The organism is Achromobacter piechaudii NBRC 102461, from assembly GCF_001571245.1.
GTDB classification, from domain to species: domain Bacteria; phylum Pseudomonadota; class Gammaproteobacteria; order Burkholderiales; family Burkholderiaceae_B; genus Achromobacter; species Achromobacter piechaudii.
Genome location: NZ_BCTK01000013.1, coordinates 174,191 through 194,651, shown reverse-complemented (window position 1 = coordinate 194,651; position 20,461 = coordinate 174,191). Strand labels below are relative to the sequence as shown.

Below are 20,461 nucleotides of genomic sequence, written 5' to 3'. Positions count from 1 at the left end.
AGCGTTGTCTGTGCAAGGGGCGGATGTGCCGCAAAGCGGTGGGCGCCGCGCCCGTTGTTCAATGGAAACTATGATTGCAAAAATGTAAATCCATAGGGGGTCAGCCGTGCCACGTCCCGATCTTAATCTTCTGCTGGCGTTGGATGCGCTGCTCGACGAGGGCAGCGTCATCGGCGCCGCACGCCGCATGCACTTGAGTGCGCCGGCGATGAGCCGCACTTTGAGCCGCATCCGGGAGGCGTTGGGCGATCCGGTGTTCGTCCAAGTCGGCCGCAACCTCATGCCTACGCCCAAGGCGTTGGCACTGCGCGAACAGGTGCGGGTGGTGGTGGAACAGGCATCGAAGGTGTTCGCCTCCGATACCGAGATCGACCTGAAATCGCTGGATCGGCGCTTCAACGTCCGCGCCACGGATGAGTTCGTGAGCATCCATCTGGGCCATCTGCTGGATGCGATGGCGCGAGAGATGCCCAGAGCCATGCTGCGCTTTTCGCCAGAGGAAGACGACGTGGACGAAGAGGCGCTGCGCAGTGGCCGCATCGACCTGTTCATCAGCGCCTCGCGCAAACTGGGGCCCGAGATCCGCGTGCAGTCACTGTTCACCACGACGTTCGTGGGTGTCGCGCGAGCCAACCATCCCATTTTCGAAGACGAGATCACGCCCGAACGCCTCACGCGCTGGGAGCACATCAACGTGTCGCGGCGCGGCAAGGCAGCCGGGCCTATCGATGCCGCGCTGGAGGCGCAGGGGCTGCGCCGGCACGTCGCCTTGGTGGTGCCCAATCCGTACACGGCGCTGTTCGCATTGCAGGATTCGGACCTGCTATTGCCCCTGCCGCGGCATCTGGCCAGCGCCGCGCTGTCCGCGGGCCTGCACATTCGCGTGTTCGATCTGCCGACGCCGCTGGAAACGGTACTGCTGACGCAGGCCTGGCACCCGCGCCTCGAGAGTGATCCGGCCCATCAATGGTTGCGGCAGACCATTCATACGCTCTCGCACGAGAGCCAGGCACAGGCCGCCACGCGCAGCAAGCCGTAGCAGGGGTGCCTGCCGCGATGCGTGCGTATGACGCAATCATTGGAATGCAATAAATTCACTTTTCTGAATGATTGACCCTACCTACAGTGATGCGTATTAATCACTGTAGAAGGGTTGCATCGTGCATTCGGCGAACGTGCCTGAAGCAAACTCGGGCGTCTCTCCACGCCATTCCCGGTTTCGGGATCGGTGGGCGCGTGGACTGCCTTATCTCGATCTGACGACGCCACGCGCGACCTATGTGATGCGTTCGATCCTGGCCGCTTGCCTGGCCTTGGTGGTGGCCTATCTGCTCGAACTGCACGCGCCCTACGCGGCGGCTTCCAGCGTGCTGCTTGTCATCAACCCTGTCCAAGGCGGCGTGATCGGCAAAGGGGTGTGGCGGGTGCTGGGCACGCTGGTCGGGATGCTTGCAGCCTTCGTGCTGATGAGCGCCTTCGGCCAAATGCCGTGGCTCTTTCTGTTCGGCTTCGGCACATGGCTGGGGGTGTGCGTGGTGGGCATGACGCTGCTGCGTCATTTCCGGGCCTATGGCGCCGCGCTGGCGGGCTATACCGTGGGTTTGGCGGCCTACGGCGCCATGCAGCATCCGGAACGCACCTTCGATCAGGTGATGGGGCGCGGCGCGTCCGTGCTGGTTGGCGTGGTCTGCCTGGCGCTGGTGTCGGCCCTGTTCAGCAGCCGCAGCGTGCACAGCCGCCTGGCCATACTGCTCGACCGCCTGGCGGGCGCTACGGCGCACGTATTGACCACGCATCACCAGGCCATTCAAGGCAGCGCGGAGCCGGGCGCCAAGCCCCTGGATGCCGAACGGCGCTCGGTCATCACCGAGGCGTATGGCGTGGACGATCTGCTGGCGCTGGGCAAAGCCGAGTCCGCCGATCTGGCCCATCGTGCCGGCACGGTGCGGCACACGATGGTGTCGCTGTTCTCCGCCATCGTGGGCGGCGCGCCGCCTCTGCGCGATCACAGCGCCAGCCTCGCTGTGCTGAGTGCGTTGCAGCCGGACTGGGAGGAGGCGTGGCGGGAGGTCGCGCAGGCGCTGGCGCAGAAAGGTGACTCGGCCGGACGCGGCCCGACTTCGAGGACGCGAGCCATCGGTCGACTGAACGCTCTGCGCGCTCGGGTGTTGAGCGTCCTTTCCGCTACCTCGCTGGACGATGCCTCCGAGCAGGCAGCCTTGATGATCGCAGGTGATCGCTTGATCGAACAACTCGACGATTACCTGCAAGCCCTCGAAGGCATCGAGCGTTTCCACCAACCCAGACCGACGCCGGCGCGCGTGTCCGTACCGTTTCACCGCGACACTGTGGCGGCCTTCCAGAATGGCGTGCGCGCCCTGTTGACTGTGTTGATGGGAGGCGCCTTCTGGATCGCCACCGGCTGGACGGAAGGCAACATGATGCTGGCGGGGTTGGCGGCGGCATGCGCCCTGCTGTCCACTGCGCCCAATCCGGCGCTGGGTGCGGTCGAATTCATCAAGGGCACGGTGGCCGCCACGGCGATGGCCTTTCTGTGCACCTTCATCGTGCTGCCGCATGTCTCGGGCCTGCCGCTGCTGCTGCTGATCCTGAGCCTGTTCTGGCTGCCTGGCGTATATGCCACCACGATGCCGCGTTATGCGCTGGCGGGCGTGGCCTATCTGGTGGCGTTCACGACACTGGCGGCGGCGGACAACCCCATGCGCTACGACTTTGCACTGTTCCTCAATGGCGCGGTGGCCTGGATCCTGGCGACATGTTTTACGCTGCTTGGCTTCACGATCGTGCTGCCGCGCAGCGGGGCGCGCGACGTCATACGCTTACGCCAGCGCATCCGGCACGCGGCGCTGGGCACCTTGCGCAACGAGCCCCCAGATGCGCCGGCCTGGCAATGGCGCCAACAACACCGCATCGCGCAACTCGGCGCTTTGCTCAGGGGGCAGCCGCAAGCGATGGATAGCGCCATCGCCCAGGCGCTGACCAGCCTGCATCTGGGTAGGGAAATGCTGCGCCTGCGACGCTGGCTGCGCCAGGCGCCCCGGGACGCCGAGTGGCCGCGCGTGGTGACGCGCACGCTGCGCCATCTGCGCCAGCAGGCCGGAGATCCCGCGCGGGCCGCACGCCATGCTCGCCGCGCAGCGACCTCCTTGGCGCGTTTGCCGGTGCGGTCCAGCGCCACGATGGATGACGCGCGGCGCGTGGCGGTCGTGCTGCTCGACATCGCCGCGCTGCTGGAGCGCCATGCAAACGACGTTCCGCCCCCCTCTGAAGGCCATACCCATGCTCAGTGAATTTTCTTTGGCCGGCATTTACCTGCCGCCTTTCCTTGTCTACGCCTGCGTGGCCCTGCCGATCTATATGGGCCTTCGCTTCGTGTTAGTGCGTTGCGGGGTGCTGCGCTGGGTGTGGCATCCAGGCTTGTTCGAGTTCGCCATTTCCCTTTGCCTTGTTTCCCTGTTGGTGCTTTATGTCTGAACGCTCATTTCCCGCCCAACTCCTGCGGGCAGGACTCACCTTCGCGGTGGTCGTTGCCGCCGGGTTTCTGGTCAGCGCGCTGTGGCGCGCCTACGTCGTCGCCCCCTGGACGCGCGATGGCCGTGTCAGCGCACAGATCGTGCGTATCGCTCCCGAGGTATCAGGCACCGTCGCCGAGGTCTCGGTCATGGACGATCAATACGTCAAACAGGGTGACCTGCTCTATCGCATCGACAGTTCCAGCTTCGCGCTGGCATTGGCCCAGGCCGAAGCGCAGTTGGCATCCGCCGAAGTGTCTTTCCGCCAGAAAACCGAGGAGGCGCGGCGGCGCCGCGGCATGGAAAGCCTGGTGCCAGCCGAGGACATCCAGCGGGCGAACCAGGCGGCCGCCATCGCCCGGTCCGACCTGAGCAGTGCACAGGTCGCCGTGGAAAGGGCGAAGCTGGATCTTGCACGCACTGAATTGCGTGCGCCCACCGACGGCTACGTCACGCGCTTGCGATTGAACAAGGGCGACTACGCCGTGACGGGCCAGGCCAACATCGCCCTGATAGACGCCCACAGCTTCTGGATCACCGGGTACTTCGAGGAAACCAAACTGCGCGGCATCCAACCCGGCGCTTTGGCGCGGATCCGCCTGATGGGCTACGACCAGGAGTTGCCGGGGCGGGTGGCCAGCATCGGGCGAGGCATTACCGACAGCAACCAGCAGGCCGACGCGCAGGGCCTGCCAAGCGTGGAACCCAGCTTCAGTTGGGTGCGTCTGGCGCAGCGCATCCCGGTGCGCGTCGAATTCCAGCATGTGCCGCATGACGTCCTGCTGGCGGCCGGCATGACCGGCAGCATCGAGGTCACGCCCTTGGCAGGCGCGCGGGTGCCCCAGGGCCGTCTGATTTCGCTGCTACACCGCTGGATGTGAGGACCCGACCATGCATGTACCCATCCCTTGCACCCAGTCGCGCTTTCGGCAGGCGCTGCTTTCTTCCCTGTTGGCATTCCTGACCGGCTGCACCACCGTGGGTCCGGATTACCGCACGCCGACGCTGGATGTGCCCGCGCACTGGATCGATGCCGACGCCTCCATGTCAGATGACGACCGTGACGGCCTGCGCACCTGGTGGCGCACCTTCCAGGATCCCTTGCTCGAACGCCTGGTCGCGCAGGCCCTGGCGCACAATCAGGATCTGGACATCGCCTTGGCACGCCTGCGCCAGGCCCGCGCCGAACGCGTGCAAATCGCCTCGTCCGCCTTGCCCGAGGTCTCGGTCGGAGCCGGCGGCGAGGCTGCACGCGGCAGCAAGGCACTCAGCTCGCAGCCGGGCGGACAGGCGCGAACCTGGCACCTGGGGTTGGATGCGAGTTGGGAGCTGGACCTGTTCGGCGGCACACGCCGCGCGGTCGAGGCCGCCGATGCGGGTATCGAGGCCTTGGCCGAGGACCATCGTGCGCTGCAAGTGAGCCTCGTGGCCGAACTGGTGGCCGATTACGCCGGGCTGCGTGCCGCGCAACTGCGCCTGGCCATCGCACAAGACAGCATTCGTACGCTGGCCGAAGCCGAACGCTTGGCCGAACAAGCGCATCGCAGTGGGCTGGGCACGCTGGCCGACGTCACCCTGGCACGCGCCGAGCGCGAAACTGCCGAGGCGCAGCCGCCCTTGCTGGACGCGGACGTCGCCCGTTTCAGCCATTCCATCGGAGTGCTGGCGGGCGGGTTCCCCGGAGACTGGCATGCTGACCTCGCAACTTCCACGCCGGCTTTGCCCATGCCAGCCGACTTGCCGCTGTCACTGCCGTCGGACGTCATTCGCCAACGCCCCGACCTGCGCGCGGACGAACGACGCCTGGCCAGCGCCACCGCGCAAATCGGCGTGGCGCAGGCCGCACTTTTTCCCACATTCCGTATTCCCTTGGGGCTGGGCACCACCGCCAGCGTCATCCACGACCTGTTCTCGGGCGCCAGCCTGGCATGGTCGGCGGCCGTGCAGGGCAACCAGTCCCTCTACGACGCCGATCGCGCGCGCGCAGGCGTGGCTGCGGCACAGGCCAACGCCGACGCCGTACTGCGCGTCTACGAGCGGGACGTGCGTCTGGCGCTGCGCGACGTGGAAAACGCCTTGACCGCATGGACCAGCCAGCGCCGACGACAAGCCGCGTTGCAGAAGGCCGTGGCCGACAGCCAACAAGCCCTGCAACAGGCCACCCAACTCTACGCGCGTGGGTTGAGCGCCTATCTGCCGGTGCTGGTGGCTCAACGCAGCCTGATCCAGGCGCGCGATGCACTGGCCCTGAGCCAACTTGCGCAGTTGCAAGGGGGCATTGCCTTGTACAAGGCGCTCGGCGCGGGGTGGTCGGAGTGACGGCCGATACTTCGCGACAACGCCCCTCCAGCCAAAGGAATCGCTGTCCGAGGCTTAAAGCGCGCGGCCGTCGAAATGCTTGACCGGGAGCGCGTCCAGGTCGATTCCTTCAATGCAGCGCAGGTTGATCGCCACCATAGCCTGCCCCGACGGCGCGGTGCCTTCCGCATAGGGATGCATGCCGCAGGCCGGACAAAACCGGTGCTTGATCAGATGCTTGTTGAACACATAAGAGCTCATGTCCGATTCCGACGTCAGCAGGTGCATTGCCTCAGGCTGCACGAACCACATCAGCGCGCCCTTGCGCTGACAGATCGAACAATTGCACGACATGGCCTGGCCGATCTCCCCCTCGGCTTCAAACCGGATCTGGCCGCAATGGCAGCTTCCTTCATATTTCATGGCAGACATCCTAAACAGTGAAAATCCGTCGCCGCGATGATGCCGCAATCGCGATTCGCTGGCTACCCTCGTCCATACGAGCCCGCCCCCGCTGATCCAAAACGCCCACGATCAATCTCTCTCAAGAAATGCTTGCCAGCGGGACTGCTCTGCCCTGACGAAATTCTCGTAATACGGCCCGCTTCGGAAGTCGGGCCGTACTCCCAGCGAAGCGAAAGTCTGATTCAGCTCGTCGGACTGGAGCACTTCCGCAATTGCGCCTGACAGCCGCTCAAGGACGCTGGCGGGCAATGATGGCGGCGCAACCAGGCAGTAGCCCCCGTCAGTCGCAAGATCCGGCAAGCCGACCTCAACCGCGCTCGGCACGTCGCTCAACAACGAGCAACGCTCATCGCCGGTCGTGAGCAGCGCAAATGCCTTTCCGGCTCGCACCAGCGTAAGCACGCCGACCGGCTCCCCGAAGACCATGTCAAGTTTGCCTTTGGCGAGGTCGTCCAGCGCGGGTGCCAGTCCGTCATAGGATTTATGGGTCAGCTTGATGCCGGTCTGGCGCTCCAGCATTTCCGCGAGCATGCGGCTCGAACCTGTGCCCGCAGCCCCGATAACGAAACGCCCGGGATGCAGCCGTGCCAGGGCACGCAACTGCGCCAAATCTCGGGCGGCGGTATGAGCGCCCACCACCAGCACTGACGCCACACGCACCAAACCACTGAGAAACGTCAGGTCCTGGAAGACATCGAACAACGGTTGCCGACCATTGGCCGGCGTAAATAAGGTCGCACCGTTGCCGGCGATGCCAATGGTATAGCCGTCCGCCCGTGAACGCGTGACGGCGTGCACGCCTTGCGCACCGCCCAAGCCGACAGTATTCGTCACGACCACATCCTTGCCCAAGCGTGCGCCCAGCAACTTCGCGAACGCTCTGCCGTAACTATCAACCGGCCCTCGCTTGGGAAACGGAACGAGGACAGTGAGCGGCCGCGACACCCCTCGGGTTCCGCCCTGCGCCCGCGCAAGAATGATGTCGTGTACCGCGCGCGCATCCGCAGACAAGGTCTCGTGCCGGCGGCTGAAGAGTGACACATCGCGCAGAACGTCAGGCTCCAGGCCGACCGAGCGCACCTGCTTCATTGAGAACGTCGGCACACAACTGGCCGGAAGCAGCGCCACGCCCAACCGCTCCTTCACCATTTCGAATGCGGTCGAGGCCGACGCGACCTCCTGCAATACGTCGACCGAGACACCGTGCGCAAGCAGCACACGGTCCAGCCCCTGACGTCCGCCGTTTGCCGCGTCGAGCACGATCAGGCGCTCCAGGCCAAGATGCCCAATCGAGACTCTGTCACGGCGGGCAAACGGATGATCGCCCCGGCACACCAGCACGAAGCGATCCTTGAATAGCGAGGTGCGCTGCAATTCGCAAGGCCCGGAATCACCCACTGCCAGCGCGAAATCGACCGTCCCTTGCCTGACGGATTCGAGCGCTGCTTCCTGGGCCTGCTCTTTGAGTTGCACGGCAACGCCGGGGAGCTGCTGCGAGACATCGGCCAGGCACCGTGGCAACAGACTGCCGGACAGGGATGGGGTGGCAGCCACCTGCACTACGCGTTTCAGGCGCTCGCCAGCCTGCTGTGTTTTTGTCAGGACGTCCTCAAGCGCCCTCAGCGCGTCGCGCAATGGTGCGACCAGTTGTTCGCCTGCTTGAGTCAGAACGACGTGGCGGGTGCTTCGTTGCAGCAACGAGACCCCGAGCGCCTGCTCCACGGCCCGGATGCTCTGGCTGACCGCTGGCTGGGACAAGCCCACTGCTCGCGCCGCCGCGCTGAAACTGCCGGTCTCGGCTACCGCGAGCAAGACCCGCAACTGACGCAAAGTGACATGCATGGCGCGATATTTATAAGTGGAACTTATGAGTCTAGCCGAAGAATTCATTTATCCCGCGGCGGAGCAACGGATTCAATTCAGTACTTTCCCGAAGGATCAAAGCATGGAAAAGAGTTCTGTTGATCTCCGACCCAACCCCTTATCGCGGGTCTGCGTCATCGGCGCGGGCGCCATCGGCGGCTTTCTTGGTGTCCAACTGGCGCATTCTGGTGTCGATGTCCGCGTCATTGCACGAGGTCAGACGCTGGCCGCCATCAGGAAGCACGGCTGGCGACTCGATATAGACGGGCGGCGGATTGTCGAAAGCGTTCCCGCCTTCGACACCGACGTCGTTAGCGGCTTCGGGCAGGACGACCCATGGATACCGGACGTCGTCCTGCTGGCAGTCAAATCCCATTCCCTGCCGTCGCTCGCTCCTCTGCTGGCGCGCGTGGTCGGCCCGGAGACGATCGTCGTGCCAGCGATAAATGGTCTTCCGTGGTGGTTCGGTGCGGGCCAAACTTCGCTGGCAGAGCCGCTGACCAGCACGGACCCGCATGGCGAACTCGGCAACGCGATTCGGCCAGAGCGGATCATCGGCGCGGTCGTGTACCCGTCCTGTTCCTGCCCCGAGCCCGGCCTCGCCCGGCACGGCGCGGGCTCGCGGCTGGTTTTCGGCAATGTCGTGTCAGATTCCGACGAAGAACGGCTGTCGCAATGGGTGAAGCTGCTACGCCATTGCGGGCTGGACGCCCATACGACAGGAGACATCCGCACAGAAGTCTGGAACAAACTGCTGGGCAACGCATGCTTCAACCCCGTAAGCGTACTGACCCATTGCGCTACCGACGTCATGATCGACGATCCAGGCGTACATGGCGTGTTCACGGAAATGATGAGCGAGTTGCTGGCGCTTGGTCAGTCCCTGGGTATCGCACCAGCGGTGTCGCCCGCGGAACGTATCGCAACGACGCGGCGCCTTGGCCACGTGAAAACGTCCATGCTTCAGGACGCCGAGGCAGGACGTCCAATCGAGCTGGCTGCCATCCTGGGCGCGGCGATCGAGCTGGCCGTGCGAACGGACGTGAACATGCCTCACTGCCGCACGGTTCATGCGTTGGCGGCGCTCCGAGCCCGGTCCCTGGTTGCGCCATCGAATACGGAGACGCCCCATGGCAATCTCCGCTGAACTGATCGCCTCCGTGTGCGCCGAGCTGTTCGACCGATCGCTGCGCGGCATCCCTGCTGACACTCGCCAGGCGCTTGCGCAAGCTGAACAGCGCGAATCAAATCAAACCGCCCGGCACACGCTGCGGATCATGCTGCAAAGCGCCGATGCAGCCAGGCAATCCAATCATTTCGTCTGCTCCGACGCAGGGATACCCGTCTACTTCGTGCGCGTGGGTACGCAGGCCAAGCTGGACGGTGATCTGCGCCGGGCGATCGTCGACGGCTATGAAGCGCTGGTGGACACCATCAACCCGCCGCTGCTTCCCCATGTCACGCATCCGCTGACCCTGCAACGCGGCCACACCGGCCCCGGCATGCCCATCATTACGTTCGACATGGTCGATGGCAGCGATTGCCTGGACATCACCTGCAGTCCCAAGGCACTGGGTTCAGGGCGGTGGGCAGCGCTAAAGATATTCAGTTTCCCCGACCTGGCGACCATCGAAGCTTTCATCATGGAGGCCGTGATGGAAGCCGGCACCCAGCCCTGCCCGCCCGTGGTCGTTGGCGTGGGAATTGGCGGAACCTTTGACTACGCCGCCAAAATGGCCAAGGAAGCCACGCTGCGTCCCATCGGCGAGGTTCATCCCGAGCCATTCGTGGCAGATATGGAGCGCCGGCTGGCAGCCGCGGTAAACCAGACCGGGTTTGGCCCCATGGGCACGGGCGGAACAAGCACCGCCTACGCCGTGCACGTCAACTACGCTGCGGGGCACGGATTCATCCCTGTAGCGGTCGCGTTCAACTGCTGGATCAACCGACGCACGCGGGCTCGCCTGCATAACGATGGCCGCGTTGAGGTGATCGAATGACGCCATCCCTGCACCGAATGCGCTTCCCGCTTTCCGCCGAGGCCGCGCGCAAGCTGCGCGTGGGCGACCTGGTGGTACTCGACGGAGAAATCCTGGTGACGGCTGGACTGCCCACGCACCAGCGACTACTGCGCGCGCTGGAGGGGCATGAACCGCTGCCGCTGGCGATGCGGGATCAAAGCCTGTTCCATATCGGCAGTTACAGCGAACAACGCGGCGACCATTTCGACGTGCGCTACATCAACCCGACGACCAGCACGCGCTTCAACCCCTACATGCCCACGCTGATCCGGGAATTAGGCCTGCACGCCGTCGGCGGCAAGGGCGGCCTGGATTCGGCGAGCGTCCAGGCGCTGCGGCTTACGGGCGGCGTATATCTGTCATTCCTCGGCGGAGGCTGCACGCCGCTCACCTTGGCCGTGAAGGAAGTCGTCGAAGTCGGATGGCCCGACATGTTGACCCACTACCGCATCGTGCGCCTGCGCGTCGAAGGCCTGGGGCCCGCCACGGTGGGAATCGACGCCCACGGCAACAGTCTGTACGAGGATGTCCGCCTCAGCGCGCGGCAGAGACTTCCCGAGATCCTGGCGGAGCTGGCGCGCACGCGCATGCCACCCGAAAGCTGAATCAGCAAGGACCGGGCTGCCAGCGTCACGGCGGCCACAACAAATCAATAACAGGAGACATCATGACAATTCCCCAGAGTCCGGCTCGGCGCCGCGCAGTCTCGGCCCTATTGGCCAGTTTGATCGTCTGCGGCGGGCTGCCGCTTTCTTCGGCTGTTCAAGCCCAACAGGTATCGTGGCCAAGACAACCGATTCGTCTGATCGTCCCGTTCGCGCCGGGAGGACCCGCCGACGCGCTAGCCCGTTTTATCTCGGCGCGCCTGGGCCCCGAGCTGGGACAGACGGTGATCGTGGAGAATCGCGCCGGCGCGGGCGGCACGCTAGGTGCGGCCGAAGTGGCCAAGGCCTCGGATGGTCACACCATCCTTTTTTCATCGACCGGCGCCCTGGTGATCATTCCCGCCATCACAAAGAACGTCAATTACAACCCGGACCGGGATCTCGTCGCCGTCGGTCTGGCGGTGAACACGCCGCAGGTCGTGGTGGTGGCCGCCAAAAGCCCCTACACCTCGCTCTCCAGCCTGTTGGCGGCAGCCAAGGCCAAGCCGGATACGTTGAACTTTGCGTCGGCGGGCAATGGAACCACCACGCAACTCGGCGCGGAATTGCTGAAGCGTTCCGCGGGCGTGTCCATCACGCATATCCCCTATCGTGGCGCCGCGCCCGCCATTGCCGACGTCATCGGCGGCACCGTCGACATGATGGTCGCGGACGCGCCCGCCGTGTCCGCCTTCATTGCCGACAACCGGCTACGCGCGCTGGCGGTCACTTCTTCCAATCGCATCGCCACTCTGCCTCAGGTGCCCACGACGAACGAGGAAGGCCTGCCAGATGTGATCAGCGGGACCTGGTACGGCATCATGGGACCCGCACAATTGCCCAAAGACGTGGTGGAGAAGATCAACGCCGCGCTGAACCGCGTGTTGCGCGCCCCCGAGGTCGACGCGTTCATCAAAGGGCAAGGCGCCGATCCGATGGGAGGCACACCCCAGGAGTTCGCCATCTTCATTCGAAACGAGAGCCAGAAATGGGGCAAGCTGGCCAAGCAGGCCGGAGTGCGGATGGACTAGAAATTGGACGAAGATGCGGCTGCATCATTGCCGCATGCCGGCCCCTGCGGCAGCGTGGTGACTGGGCCGGCCTGCGTGGCCGCATCCGCTCAGAATGTGGGCAAGTCCAAGGCGGCCCGAAACCGGTTCTTGACGTGGACGCCATCGCGCGGAGGAAGCGCGCGCGGCGGCTCGTCGGGCCGGATGAACACCTGCACGAACGCTACGCTGCGCCGGGCCTTCACCCGTTCCACGACCTCGCTCGCCTGATCCGTTTCGCGGATGCTGAAGGCGTCCTTGATGCCGAATCCTCGGGCCACCGCGACCAGGTCGGTGCCCAGGCTGGTGTGGCTGCGCTGCATCCCGGTTTCGCCGAAGTGGCCGTTGTCCAGCACGACGATCGTCAGGTTCTTTGGTTGTTTGGCGCCGATCGTGCCCAGCGTGCCGACACCCATCAATTGTTCGCCATCCCCCGTTATCACGACGACCGAGCGCTCGGGCTGCGCCAGCGCCAGCCCAAGTCCCATTGCCGCGGCGCCGCCCATGGCGCCCCAGAGATAGAAGTTGTGGTCCCGGTCGCCGGCGGCAAAGACGTCATAGGACGGCGACCCCAGGCCGGAAATGACCAACGCGTCAGGAGCAGCGGCGATCAGTTGCGACACGAAGGCGCGGCGCTCGGCGGCGCCGGATGAGTTCATGTTGGTCGACATCAGTTGCGCTCCCATTTCTTGCGTCCGATCAAGGTCTGCGATAGCAGTACGGCCACCTGTTCGCCCGCCAGAAAGGCGGAATCGAGCGCGGCGCTGACGATCTCGCCGACCTCCTCGGGATTCGAAGCCCTAAGTACCGTGATGCCCATCAGTTCCAGCGCCTGCTGGGTCGTCTTGCCCATCGGGCCCTGCCACGGATTGAACTCGGCGTACTCTCCGCGCATGGTCACCAGCGTCAGGAAGGGAAAGTTGCAGCTGCGCAGCAACGAAAACATGTTCACGCAATTGCCGACGCCGCTGCTTTGCATCAGCAGCGCGGCGCGCTGGCCGCCAAGCCACGCACCGCTGACCACCGCCACGCCCTCCTCTTCCGTCGTCAGAACGACGTCGTTGATGTCCGGGTCCAGCTGCGCCTGCCGAATGGCATAGGCATGGCCGGCGTCCGGCACATAGGCAATCTGGCGGATGCCGCCGGATTTCAAGGCGTCAAACACGGCTTGCTGCCAAGCCGGCGCCTCGGTAGTGGTCGAAGTCATGGTTCTGTTCCCAGGGGCTGAGTCGTTCGATCCATCTTATATCGCTATAGAATCGCAAACTAAATAGAATTTGTTGATGGATCTCATCACCCATCTGCATACCCCGGAGGCAGGGATGGATCTGAAGCAATTGAAGGCGTTCGTGACCGTGGCGGAGACTGGCAGCGTGACCAGCGCCGCGCGTCTGCTGAACATCGTGCAGCCAGCGGTCTCGCGCCAGTTAAAGCTGCTGGAAGATGACATCGGTGCGCCGCTTTTCACTCGCGGCCGCCTTGGGATGGAGCTGACGGATGCCGGCAAGACGCTTGAGGACTACGCCCGCCGCGCCTTGAACGAGCTGGATCGGGCGCGGGCCGAGATCCGGCCGTCCAGCGGGACCGTGGGAGGCATCGTCACCGTCGGCCTGTTGCCCAGCACTGCGGACATGCTGTCCAGTGCGTTGCTCAGTGCGGTGACGGCCCACTACCCGGGCATTCGCCTGCGATTGACGGCCGGCTACGCCGGGCACCTGCAATCCTGGCTGGAAACCGGCGACGTGGACTTTGCGCTGCTCTACGACTCCAAGCCGAACCCAGCCTTGAAGTTCCGGCCGTTGCTGGAAGAAAGCCTGTGGTTCGTGGGCCCGCCGACAAGCGGGCTGGACAAGCGCAAACCCGTGCGCATGGCCGACATCATCGGGCGTCCGCTGGTGCTGCCGAGCGCGCCGCATGGTCTGCGCTCGCTTGTCGAGCAAGCCGCGCGCGCGCAGGAAACGGATCTACATATCGTGGCTGAGACCAACGCGATGAGCGTGCAGAAGCGTCTGGTGCTGGACGGCCATGGCTACACCATCCTGCCCTCGATTGCAGTGGCCGACGATGTGGATCGGGGAATCCTGGCGGCGGCTCCGGTCGTCGACCCGCTTCTGGTGCGTCGCATCGTGCTGGCGCAACCCGCGACGCGCGCAGTGGCAAATTCTGTGCACTGCGTCATGAACGAACTGCTCCAGTGCGCACGCGACGCGGTCCGGCAGGATCGCTGGCCTTCAGCGCGATGGCTCGCCAAATAGCCCGCCGCTGCGCCATCTCCCGGTGTGATCATATCCATCACGAAATTCTATTTATTCAGCATTTTCATAACGGATTAATCTGGGGCATCCCGATTGCGTTATGTGGTCAACATGCCTCCTCTCATCGACCTGGACCAGCCGTCCACCGGTAAAACGGAATCACGGTTGATGCCCGGCCCCGCCGGTGCGCTCGAAGTGCTTATCGACCGCCCCGTCGCACCGCCTGTGGGCATGGCGATCGTCACGCACCCCCAACCCCTGCTGGGCGGCAGCCCCCGCCACAAGATTCCGCACAAGCTCGCTCACGGCCTGCGCGATGCAGGATGGCTCGTCCTGCGCCCCAGCTTTCGGGGCGTCGGAAATAGCGCCGGCATCTACGACCACGGCGTGGGCGAGACCCTGGACATCCTGACCGTGGTAGAGGCGGTGCGCCACGAATCCGGGCGGGCGCCATTGGCATTGATCGGCTTTTCTTTTGGCGCCTATGTGCTTGCCCGCGCGATCCGCGTGCTGGCCGACAGCGGCGTGGCGCCCACCGTCGCCATTCTTGCCGGCCTGCCGGTCGGCACGGTCGAAGGGGACCGCGTCTACAACACGCCGCCCCTGCCTGCCGATGTCGTGTTGATTCATGGAGAAATGGACGCGCAGGCGCCCTTGCCCCCATTGCTGGACTGGGCGCGTCCCACCTCGCATCCCATCATCGTGGTCCCGGGTGCCGACCATTTCTTCAATCATTCGCAGGACGTGCTGCTGTCCCTCGTCCTTGCGCACCTTCCCAAGGAGTCCGCCAAGGCTCGTACAGATTGATCGTGGCTCTTGCCTACACCTCCCCGATACGCCAATGAGCAAGAGGGAGGATCCACCAAGGAGACAAACATGCGCTTTCCCATCAGGCGTTGGGCGTGCGGCGCCCTGGCATCCGCGTTCAGCGCCATGGCACTGGCTGCCGCACCGTACCCGGACAAGCCGATACGACTTATCGTGCCATGGCCCGCAGGCGGCTCGGCGGACACTATCGGCCGATCGTTGGGCAATGCCTTGGGCAAACGCCTGAACGCGACGGTTGTCGTGGAAAACCTGGCCGGTGCATCCGGCACGATCGCGACCACGCAGTTCGCGCGCGCCGCGCCAGACGGCTACACCCTGCTGCTCGCCAGCAGTTCGGCGAACGTGTCGGCGCCCAATCTCTACGCCAAGGTTCATTTCGACCCCATCAAGGATTTCACACCCATCGGTGAGGTCGCGCTGGTGCCCAGCGTACTGATCGTTTCCGCCGAGTCCCCCTTCAAACGTCCCGCCGACGTCGTGGCTGCTGCGCGCAAGCAGCCCGGCACGCTGTCGTATGGCTCCGGCGGCACAGGTAATTCCGGGCACCTGTCCGGCGAACTTTTCAGTTCGATCAACGGAATCAAGGTCACTCACGTTCCCTACAAGGGCAACAACCCCGCGCTGACCGACCTGATGGGCGGGCGGCTCGACTTCATGTTCGACAACGGCGCAATTGGCCACATCCAGAGCGGGCGCGTGCGCGCATTGGCCGTCGCATCGGATACGCGGCTCAAGGCCATCCCCGACGTGCCGACGTTCGAGGAGCTGGGCATGGCGGGGATGCAGCTGACAACGTGGTTCGGCCTGGCGGCGCCAGCCGGCACGCCCGCCCCCATCGTGGACAAACTGAGCGGCGCGCTGAACGCCGTGATGTCGGATCCCGACTATTCACAACGGTTGATCGCGATGGGCGCGGAATTGCGGCAGAGCACGCCGGCTGCCTTCACTGCGTTCTGGGCGCAGGAATTGGACCGGTATCGCAAGCTCATCCTGTCGGCAGGCATTCAGGTCAACTAGGGAATAACGGCTCACAGCAGCCGCTTGGGGAGACAGCATGAAAGCACTTACCTTGAAACGGATTTTCGCGGCCGGAACGCTGGCGTTGGTTGCCAACGCGGCCTGCGCCGCCTGGCCGGATGATCGCCCGATCGAGCTCGTCGTAGGGTTTGCGCCTGGCGGGGGCACGGACGTCATGGCCCGGTTGGTGGCGCAGCACTTGGAGAAGCGTCTTGGCGCCAATGCGCGGATCATCGTCATCAACAAGCCCGGCGCAGGCGGCGAGATCGCCGTGCGTTACGTCGCAGCGGCAAAGCCGGACGGCTACACGTTGGGCATGATCAACGCTCCGGGCTTCGTGTATCTGCCCCTGCGCAAGGGCGCGAAGTACAAGCCCGAAGATATCCGCCTGATCGCCCGCCTGGTCGACGATCCGCTGTTGTTCATCAAGCGGCGCGGATCAAGCGCGCCAGACGATCTGCCGGGCTTGGTGCAAAAGCTCAGGCAATCGTCCGAATCGCTGTCCTTCGGGCACAGCGGCGACGGCACGACGGGACACCTCGCGCTGATGGACCTTGAGCACAGTCAGGGCGTACGCGGCAACAGCATTCCGTTCAAGGGCGGCGGCGACATCCGCTTGGGCATGCTCGGCAATCACATCGACTACGGCCTGATCACGGTCAGTGAAGTGCCGGAACTGACCGATCCGAACGGTCCCTTCGCGGCCATCGCCATCACCAGCGACAAGCGTCACAACGGAACCATCCCCACGGCCGCAGAGGCCGGCATTGCGTTGCGATATTCGTCAGAGCGCGGCATGGGCGGGCCGGCGAATCTGCCCGAGTCGATCCGGGGAAAGCTGGAGCAGGCACTTCAAGACACACTGCAAGACCCCGCCTTCCTGGCCGCGTCGGGGCGCGACGCGGCGGTACTTGCGTTTCAGCCGGGCGAACAATGGAAGGAAAGCCTGGATCGTCAAACGCGGGCGTTCCAGGAACAACCCGCCAGCAGCCAGTAACCAGGCGGCCTGAAGCCAAGCAGGCCGGGCTTGGTCTGGCTTGGCTGTCCCCCTGGATTGATCTCAGCGCCCCTGGACGCAGCGAGTACGGACACCAGGAAGTCGCCCGACCGGCCCTGAGCCCTGAACACCGCCCCCAACCCATCACGGCTCCGGAATGTTCTCCCGGAAGATGACCTGAAGCCGCGGCAGGTAGCTGGGTTCGGGCGCGCCCTTTACGGCCGCCACCAGCAGCTTGACGATCTCGCGCGCTTCGACGCGCGGGTTCTGGTCGATCACGGCGTCCATGGTGCGATCGAGCAGCAGGCGGCGCGTGGCTTCGGTGAGGTCGTGGCCCACGAAGACAATGCGATGGGCAGAGGCTGTCTTGCTTGCGCGCGGCTCGCTTGGCCACGCCTCGGCAAGGCGCGCCTCTTTCAGCGCCCGCGCGATGCCTTGATTGCCGGCGCCGATGTTGTAGATGGCGTGCGGCGGCTCTTTGCGCAGCAGATCCTGCGTGACGGCAAAGGCGCGGTCGCGGTCGTCGCCGATCTCAAGAATGTGTGCGATGCGCAGGTGCGGAAACTCTTCACTCAGCAGCGAGCGAAAGCCCATTTCTCGCTCTTCGTGGCCGCGATACGCCAGTGACCCGACGAACACCGCGACCTTGCGCTCTGTGTGCTGTGGCAGGAACCGGCCCAGCAACAGCGCGGCCAGGCGGCCTGCGGCGCGGTTGTCGATGCCCACGTAACCCAGGCGCGCCGAGATCGGAATGTCCGACACGAGGGTGCTCACATGCACGCCGCTGTCGCGCAGCGCCATGATGGCGTCGCGCACTTGGGGATGGTCCAGCCCGACGAGACCAACGGCCTGCGTCTGGTCGCGCAGTTCGTAGAGCTTTTGCGCGAGCTTATTGGCGTCGAATCCCTCGATCAGATGCAGGCGGGCCCGCACATCGGGGCGGGTGGCGGCTTCTTCAAGCAGGTGCTGGCCCAACGCGGTCATGAAGCTGTTGGTGCCGGCCGGCAAAACGAAATCGACCCGCACTTCCTGGCTGGCCGCATCAGCGCCCTGGACGAAGTAGCCCAGGCGATTGGCGATGGCCAGCACGCGGTCGCGCGTCTTGCCGCGCACGCCGTCGCGGTCGTTCAGCACCCGGTCCACGGTGGCGGTGGACATGCCGGCTTCACGGGCAATGAGGGAAATGGTGGGGCGCATTGGGGGACTAGGCTCTTAAGAAACCATCAGGACGATGGTAGCGGGGCCATCATAAACCATCATTTGCAATCATTCGTGATCAAAAAAGTAACGTTGCTGCCCTATAGGCGGCATCTGTCTTTACCCCTGATTGTTTTGATGTGAATATCGCGGCTCAATAACATCAAACACCGCACGGCAGGATGCCAGGCAGTCGACAAGGCATACCAGGCCGGCAGGAGGAGCACATGTCGCACCCTACCCTGGTGCCCGACCCGCCCGTTCGGGAACGGCGTTTTCGCATCGGCTGCATCGGCGCCGGCATGATCATGGCCGAGTGCCATCTGGCGGCCTACCAGCAGGCGGGCTTCACCGTGGCGGCAATCGCGTCGCGCACCCGCAGCAAAGCGGCCAAGGTCGCCGAACGCTACGGCATCCCGCTAGTGCATGACAATCCCCTGGCCCTGATCGCCGATCCGCAGATCGAGATCGTCGACATCGCGTATCCGCCCGACCAGCAGCCCGCGTTGATTCGCGCCGCATTGCGCGCCCCGCACGTGCGCGGCGTGCTGGCGCAAAAGCCCCTTGCCCTATCGCTGGACGAAGCCCGCGCCTTGCGCGACGAGGCGCGGGCCGCTGGCAAGATCCTGTCGGTCAATCAGAACATGCGCTACGACCAATCGATGCGCGCGCTCAAGCAGTTGCTCGACCAGGGCGTGCTGGGCACGCCGGTGTTCGCGCAGATCGACATGCACGCGATCCCGCACTGGCAGGATTTTTTGCGCGGCTATGACCGGCTGACGCTCTCGAACATGAGCGTGCATCACCTCGATGCCCTGCGTTATCTGTTTGGCGAGCCCACCGAGATCACCAGCATCACCCGCCCCGATCCGCGCACCGAGTTCGCGCATCAGGACGGGCTGGTAAGCACCACGCTGCGCTTTGGCAACGGCCTGCTGGCGTTGTCGCTCGAAGATGTGTGGTCGGGCCCGCGGGCCGAGGGATACCCCGACGACCAGCACATCCGCTGGCGCGTGGAAGGCACCGAGGGCGTCGCGCGCGGCACCATCGGCTGGCCCACCGGCGAGCCGTCGACCCTGAGCTACGCCTCGCGCGCGGCCCAGGGCCATACCGACGGGCGCTGGATCACGCCCACGTGGGACACGATGTGGTTTCCGCATGCCTTCATCGGCGTGATGGAGCAGTTGCAGTACGCGCTGGCCAGCGGCACCGAGCCTGCGTTGAGCGTGTCCGACAACGTACGCACCATGGCGCTGGTCGAGGCCGCGTATACGTCCATCGCCGAAAGCCGCACAGTACGGCTGCCGGCTGTTGAATAACCAGACAGAAAAAACAGACGGAGACAAGCATCATGATCCAGACCGGAATCTTCTCGGGCTACTTTCCCTATGAGCTGGAACGCACCGCCAAGGTGATCCGCTCGCACGGCTTCAACACCGTGCAGCTGGACCTGCACTTCAAGGACATGGAGCTCGGCCCGGGACAGCTGACCGCGCAGAAATGCACGCAGATCCGCGACACCTTCCGCAACTACAACCTGCCCGTGTCCTGCATCTCGGCCTATACCAATATCGTTCATCCCGACCCGGCGGAGCGTCAGCGCCGCAACGGCTATCTCAAAGAGATCCTGACGCACGCGCGCCAATTGGGTTCGCCTTACGTGATCTCGGAAACCGGCACGTTCGCCACCGACAGCGACTGGGTGCATCACCCCAGGAACAAGACCGAGGAAGGCTGGGACCAGTGCCGCGCGGTGATCGCGGAGCTGTCGCAACATGCCTATGACCATGGCGCGGTGTTCCTGCTTGAGACCTACGTGAACAACGTGGTGGGCTCCGTCGAGGAAACGCTGCGCATGTTCGCCGAGGTGGATCACCCTGGCCTTGGCCTCTTGATGGATCCGACGAACTACTTCGAAGCGCACAACATCGACCAGATGGACCGCACGCTCAATCAGGTGTTCGACGCGCTCTCCGACAAGATCTGCATCGCACATGCCAAGGACGTGAAGCGTTCGGGCGATGACAAGTCGGAAAAGCACAGCGACATCGGTGACGAGGGCGCGGCCGAGAGCCATACCTTCCGTGGCGTGGGCGAGATCGAGTTGCCGGCCCCGGGCCTGGGCGCGCTCAACTACGACCTCTACCTGCAACGCCTGGCGAAGAAGCACCCCAACATTCCCATCATCATCGAACACCTGACCGAAGACGACGTGCCGCGCGCCAAGCGCTTCCTGGACGAGCGGCTGCGCGCGAACGGCCTGTAGGCCGCCTGCCGCAACAGCGGCGCGCCGC

Annotated in this window: 20 protein-coding genes; 15 read left to right on the top strand and 5 right to left on the bottom strand. The window is 64.5% G+C overall.

The annotated features are described in order from the left end of the window. Nucleotides 1-106 precede the first annotated feature (106 nt). The 5 genes from API01S_RS23925 to API01S_RS23905 all read left to right on the top strand — a co-directional run bounded on the left by API01S_RS23925 (nucleotide 107) and on the right by API01S_RS23905 (nucleotide 5,852). Nucleotides 107-1,039 carry a LysR family transcriptional regulator gene (locus API01S_RS23925; protein WP_061306317.1) on the top strand — a complete coding sequence of 311 codons (933 nt, stop codon included), beginning with the start codon at nucleotides 107-109 and terminating at the stop codon, nucleotides 1,037-1,039. A 244-nt stretch (nucleotides 1,040-1,283) separates the two neighbouring features. Then, nucleotides 1,284-3,311 (top strand): FUSC family protein, encoded by a 2,028-nt coding sequence (locus API01S_RS23920; RefSeq protein WP_061306316.1) that lies wholly within the window; start codon nucleotides 1,284-1,286, stop codon nucleotides 3,309-3,311. Next, entirely contained in the window at nucleotides 3,301-3,495 is a 195-nt protein-coding gene (locus API01S_RS23915; RefSeq protein ID WP_061306315.1) for a DUF1656 domain-containing protein, read from the top strand. The genes API01S_RS23920 and API01S_RS23915 overlap by 11 nt, the downstream gene beginning before the upstream one ends. Next, nucleotides 3,488-4,414, top strand: coding sequence for an efflux RND transporter periplasmic adaptor subunit (locus tag API01S_RS23910; protein WP_061306314.1), 927 nt, complete (start codon nucleotides 3,488-3,490; stop codon nucleotides 4,412-4,414). Before API01S_RS23915 ends, API01S_RS23910 begins: the two co-directional genes overlap by 8 nt. 10 nt (nucleotides 4,415-4,424) lie before the next feature. After that, nucleotides 4,425-5,852, top strand: coding sequence for an efflux transporter outer membrane subunit (locus API01S_RS23905; RefSeq protein WP_061306313.1), 1,428 nt, complete (start codon nucleotides 4,425-4,427; stop codon nucleotides 5,850-5,852). 54 nt (nucleotides 5,853-5,906) lie between these two features. Here the strand turns inward: API01S_RS23905 and API01S_RS23900 are convergent, their stop codons facing one another. After that, nucleotides 5,907-6,254 carry a GFA family protein gene (locus tag API01S_RS23900; RefSeq protein WP_061306312.1) on the bottom strand — a complete coding sequence of 116 codons (348 nt, stop codon included), beginning with the start codon at nucleotides 6,252-6,254 and terminating at the stop codon, nucleotides 5,907-5,909. Nucleotides 6,255-6,365: 111 nt separating this feature from the next. Beyond that, nucleotides 6,366-8,138, bottom strand: coding sequence for a tripartite tricarboxylate transporter substrate-binding protein (locus API01S_RS23895; protein WP_061306311.1), 1,773 nt, complete (start codon nucleotides 8,136-8,138; stop codon nucleotides 6,366-6,368). 25 nt (nucleotides 8,139-8,163) lie between these two features. Here API01S_RS23895 and API01S_RS23890 point away from each other — a divergent pair, with 25 nt between their 5' ends. From API01S_RS23890 to API01S_RS23875, 4 genes are all read left to right on the top strand, one after another. Continuing rightward, nucleotides 8,164-9,306: a ketopantoate reductase family protein gene (locus tag API01S_RS23890; RefSeq protein ID WP_061306310.1), complete on the top strand. Its 1,143-nt coding sequence runs from the start codon at nucleotides 8,164-8,166 to the stop codon at nucleotides 9,304-9,306. Further along, the gene (locus tag API01S_RS23885; RefSeq protein ID WP_156329986.1) at nucleotides 9,290-10,159 is read left to right on the top strand and encodes a fumarate hydratase; all 870 of its coding nucleotides are present in this window, start codon (nucleotides 9,290-9,292) and stop codon (nucleotides 10,157-10,159) included. Before API01S_RS23890 ends, API01S_RS23885 begins: the two co-directional genes overlap by 17 nt. Beyond that, complete coding sequence (locus API01S_RS23880) at nucleotides 10,156-10,785, top strand: fumarate hydratase C-terminal domain-containing protein (protein WP_061306309.1); 630 nt, start codon at nucleotides 10,156-10,158, stop codon at nucleotides 10,783-10,785. Before API01S_RS23885 ends, API01S_RS23880 begins: the two co-directional genes overlap by 4 nt. A gap of 110 nt (nucleotides 10,786-10,895) precedes the next feature. Next, on the top strand, nucleotides 10,896-11,855 hold the full coding sequence (locus API01S_RS23875; protein WP_167351736.1) for a Bug family tripartite tricarboxylate transporter substrate binding protein: 960 nt from the start codon (nucleotides 10,896-10,898) through the stop codon (nucleotides 11,853-11,855). Nucleotides 11,856-11,944: 89 nt separating this feature from the next. On the opposite strand, the gene API01S_RS23870 is transcribed toward API01S_RS23875, so the two are convergent. Together API01S_RS23870 and API01S_RS23865 are read right to left on the bottom strand one after the other, a co-directional pair. Next, the gene (locus tag API01S_RS23870) at nucleotides 11,945-12,544 is read right to left on the bottom strand and encodes a thiamine pyrophosphate-dependent enzyme (RefSeq protein ID WP_061306424.1); all 600 of its coding nucleotides are present in this window, start codon (nucleotides 12,542-12,544) and stop codon (nucleotides 11,945-11,947) included. Continuing rightward, nucleotides 12,544-13,080, bottom strand: coding sequence for a phosphonopyruvate decarboxylase (locus API01S_RS23865; protein ID WP_061306307.1), 537 nt, complete (start codon nucleotides 13,078-13,080; stop codon nucleotides 12,544-12,546). Before API01S_RS23865 ends, API01S_RS23870 begins: the two co-directional genes overlap by 1 nt. 76 nt (nucleotides 13,081-13,156) lie before the next feature. On the opposite strand from API01S_RS23865, the gene API01S_RS23860 reads away from it, so the two are divergent. From API01S_RS23860 to API01S_RS23845, 4 genes are all read left to right on the top strand, one after another. Further along, nucleotides 13,157-14,128: a LysR family transcriptional regulator gene (locus API01S_RS23860; protein ID WP_254598623.1), complete on the top strand. Its 972-nt coding sequence runs from the start codon at nucleotides 13,157-13,159 to the stop codon at nucleotides 14,126-14,128. A 111-nt stretch (nucleotides 14,129-14,239) separates the two neighbouring features. Next, entirely contained in the window at nucleotides 14,240-14,935 is a 696-nt protein-coding gene (locus tag API01S_RS23855) for an alpha/beta hydrolase (protein ID WP_061306423.1), read from the top strand. A 69-nt stretch (nucleotides 14,936-15,004) separates the two neighbouring features. Beyond that, nucleotides 15,005-15,973: a Bug family tripartite tricarboxylate transporter substrate binding protein gene (locus API01S_RS23850; RefSeq protein ID WP_061306305.1), complete on the top strand. Its 969-nt coding sequence runs from the start codon at nucleotides 15,005-15,007 to the stop codon at nucleotides 15,971-15,973. 37 nt (nucleotides 15,974-16,010) lie between these two features. Continuing rightward, the gene (locus tag API01S_RS23845) at nucleotides 16,011-16,970 is read left to right on the top strand and encodes a tripartite tricarboxylate transporter substrate binding protein (protein WP_084802494.1); all 960 of its coding nucleotides are present in this window, start codon (nucleotides 16,011-16,013) and stop codon (nucleotides 16,968-16,970) included. Between the two features lie 144 nt (nucleotides 16,971-17,114). On the opposite strand, the gene API01S_RS23840 is transcribed toward API01S_RS23845, so the two are convergent. Then, a complete protein-coding gene (locus API01S_RS23840; protein WP_061306303.1) occupies nucleotides 17,115-18,167 on the bottom strand; it encodes a LacI family DNA-binding transcriptional regulator in 1,053 nt (350 codons plus the stop codon). 227 nt (nucleotides 18,168-18,394) lie between these two features. Here API01S_RS23840 and API01S_RS23835 point away from each other — a divergent pair, with 227 nt between their 5' ends. After that, complete coding sequence (locus API01S_RS23835; RefSeq protein WP_061306302.1) at nucleotides 18,395-19,486, top strand: Gfo/Idh/MocA family protein; 1,092 nt, start codon at nucleotides 18,395-18,397, stop codon at nucleotides 19,484-19,486. Nucleotides 19,487-19,518: 32 nt separating this feature from the next. After that, on the top strand, nucleotides 19,519-20,433 hold the full coding sequence (locus API01S_RS23830) for a sugar phosphate isomerase/epimerase family protein (protein WP_050730731.1): 915 nt from the start codon (nucleotides 19,519-19,521) through the stop codon (nucleotides 20,431-20,433). Nucleotides 20,434-20,461 lie beyond the last annotated feature (28 nt).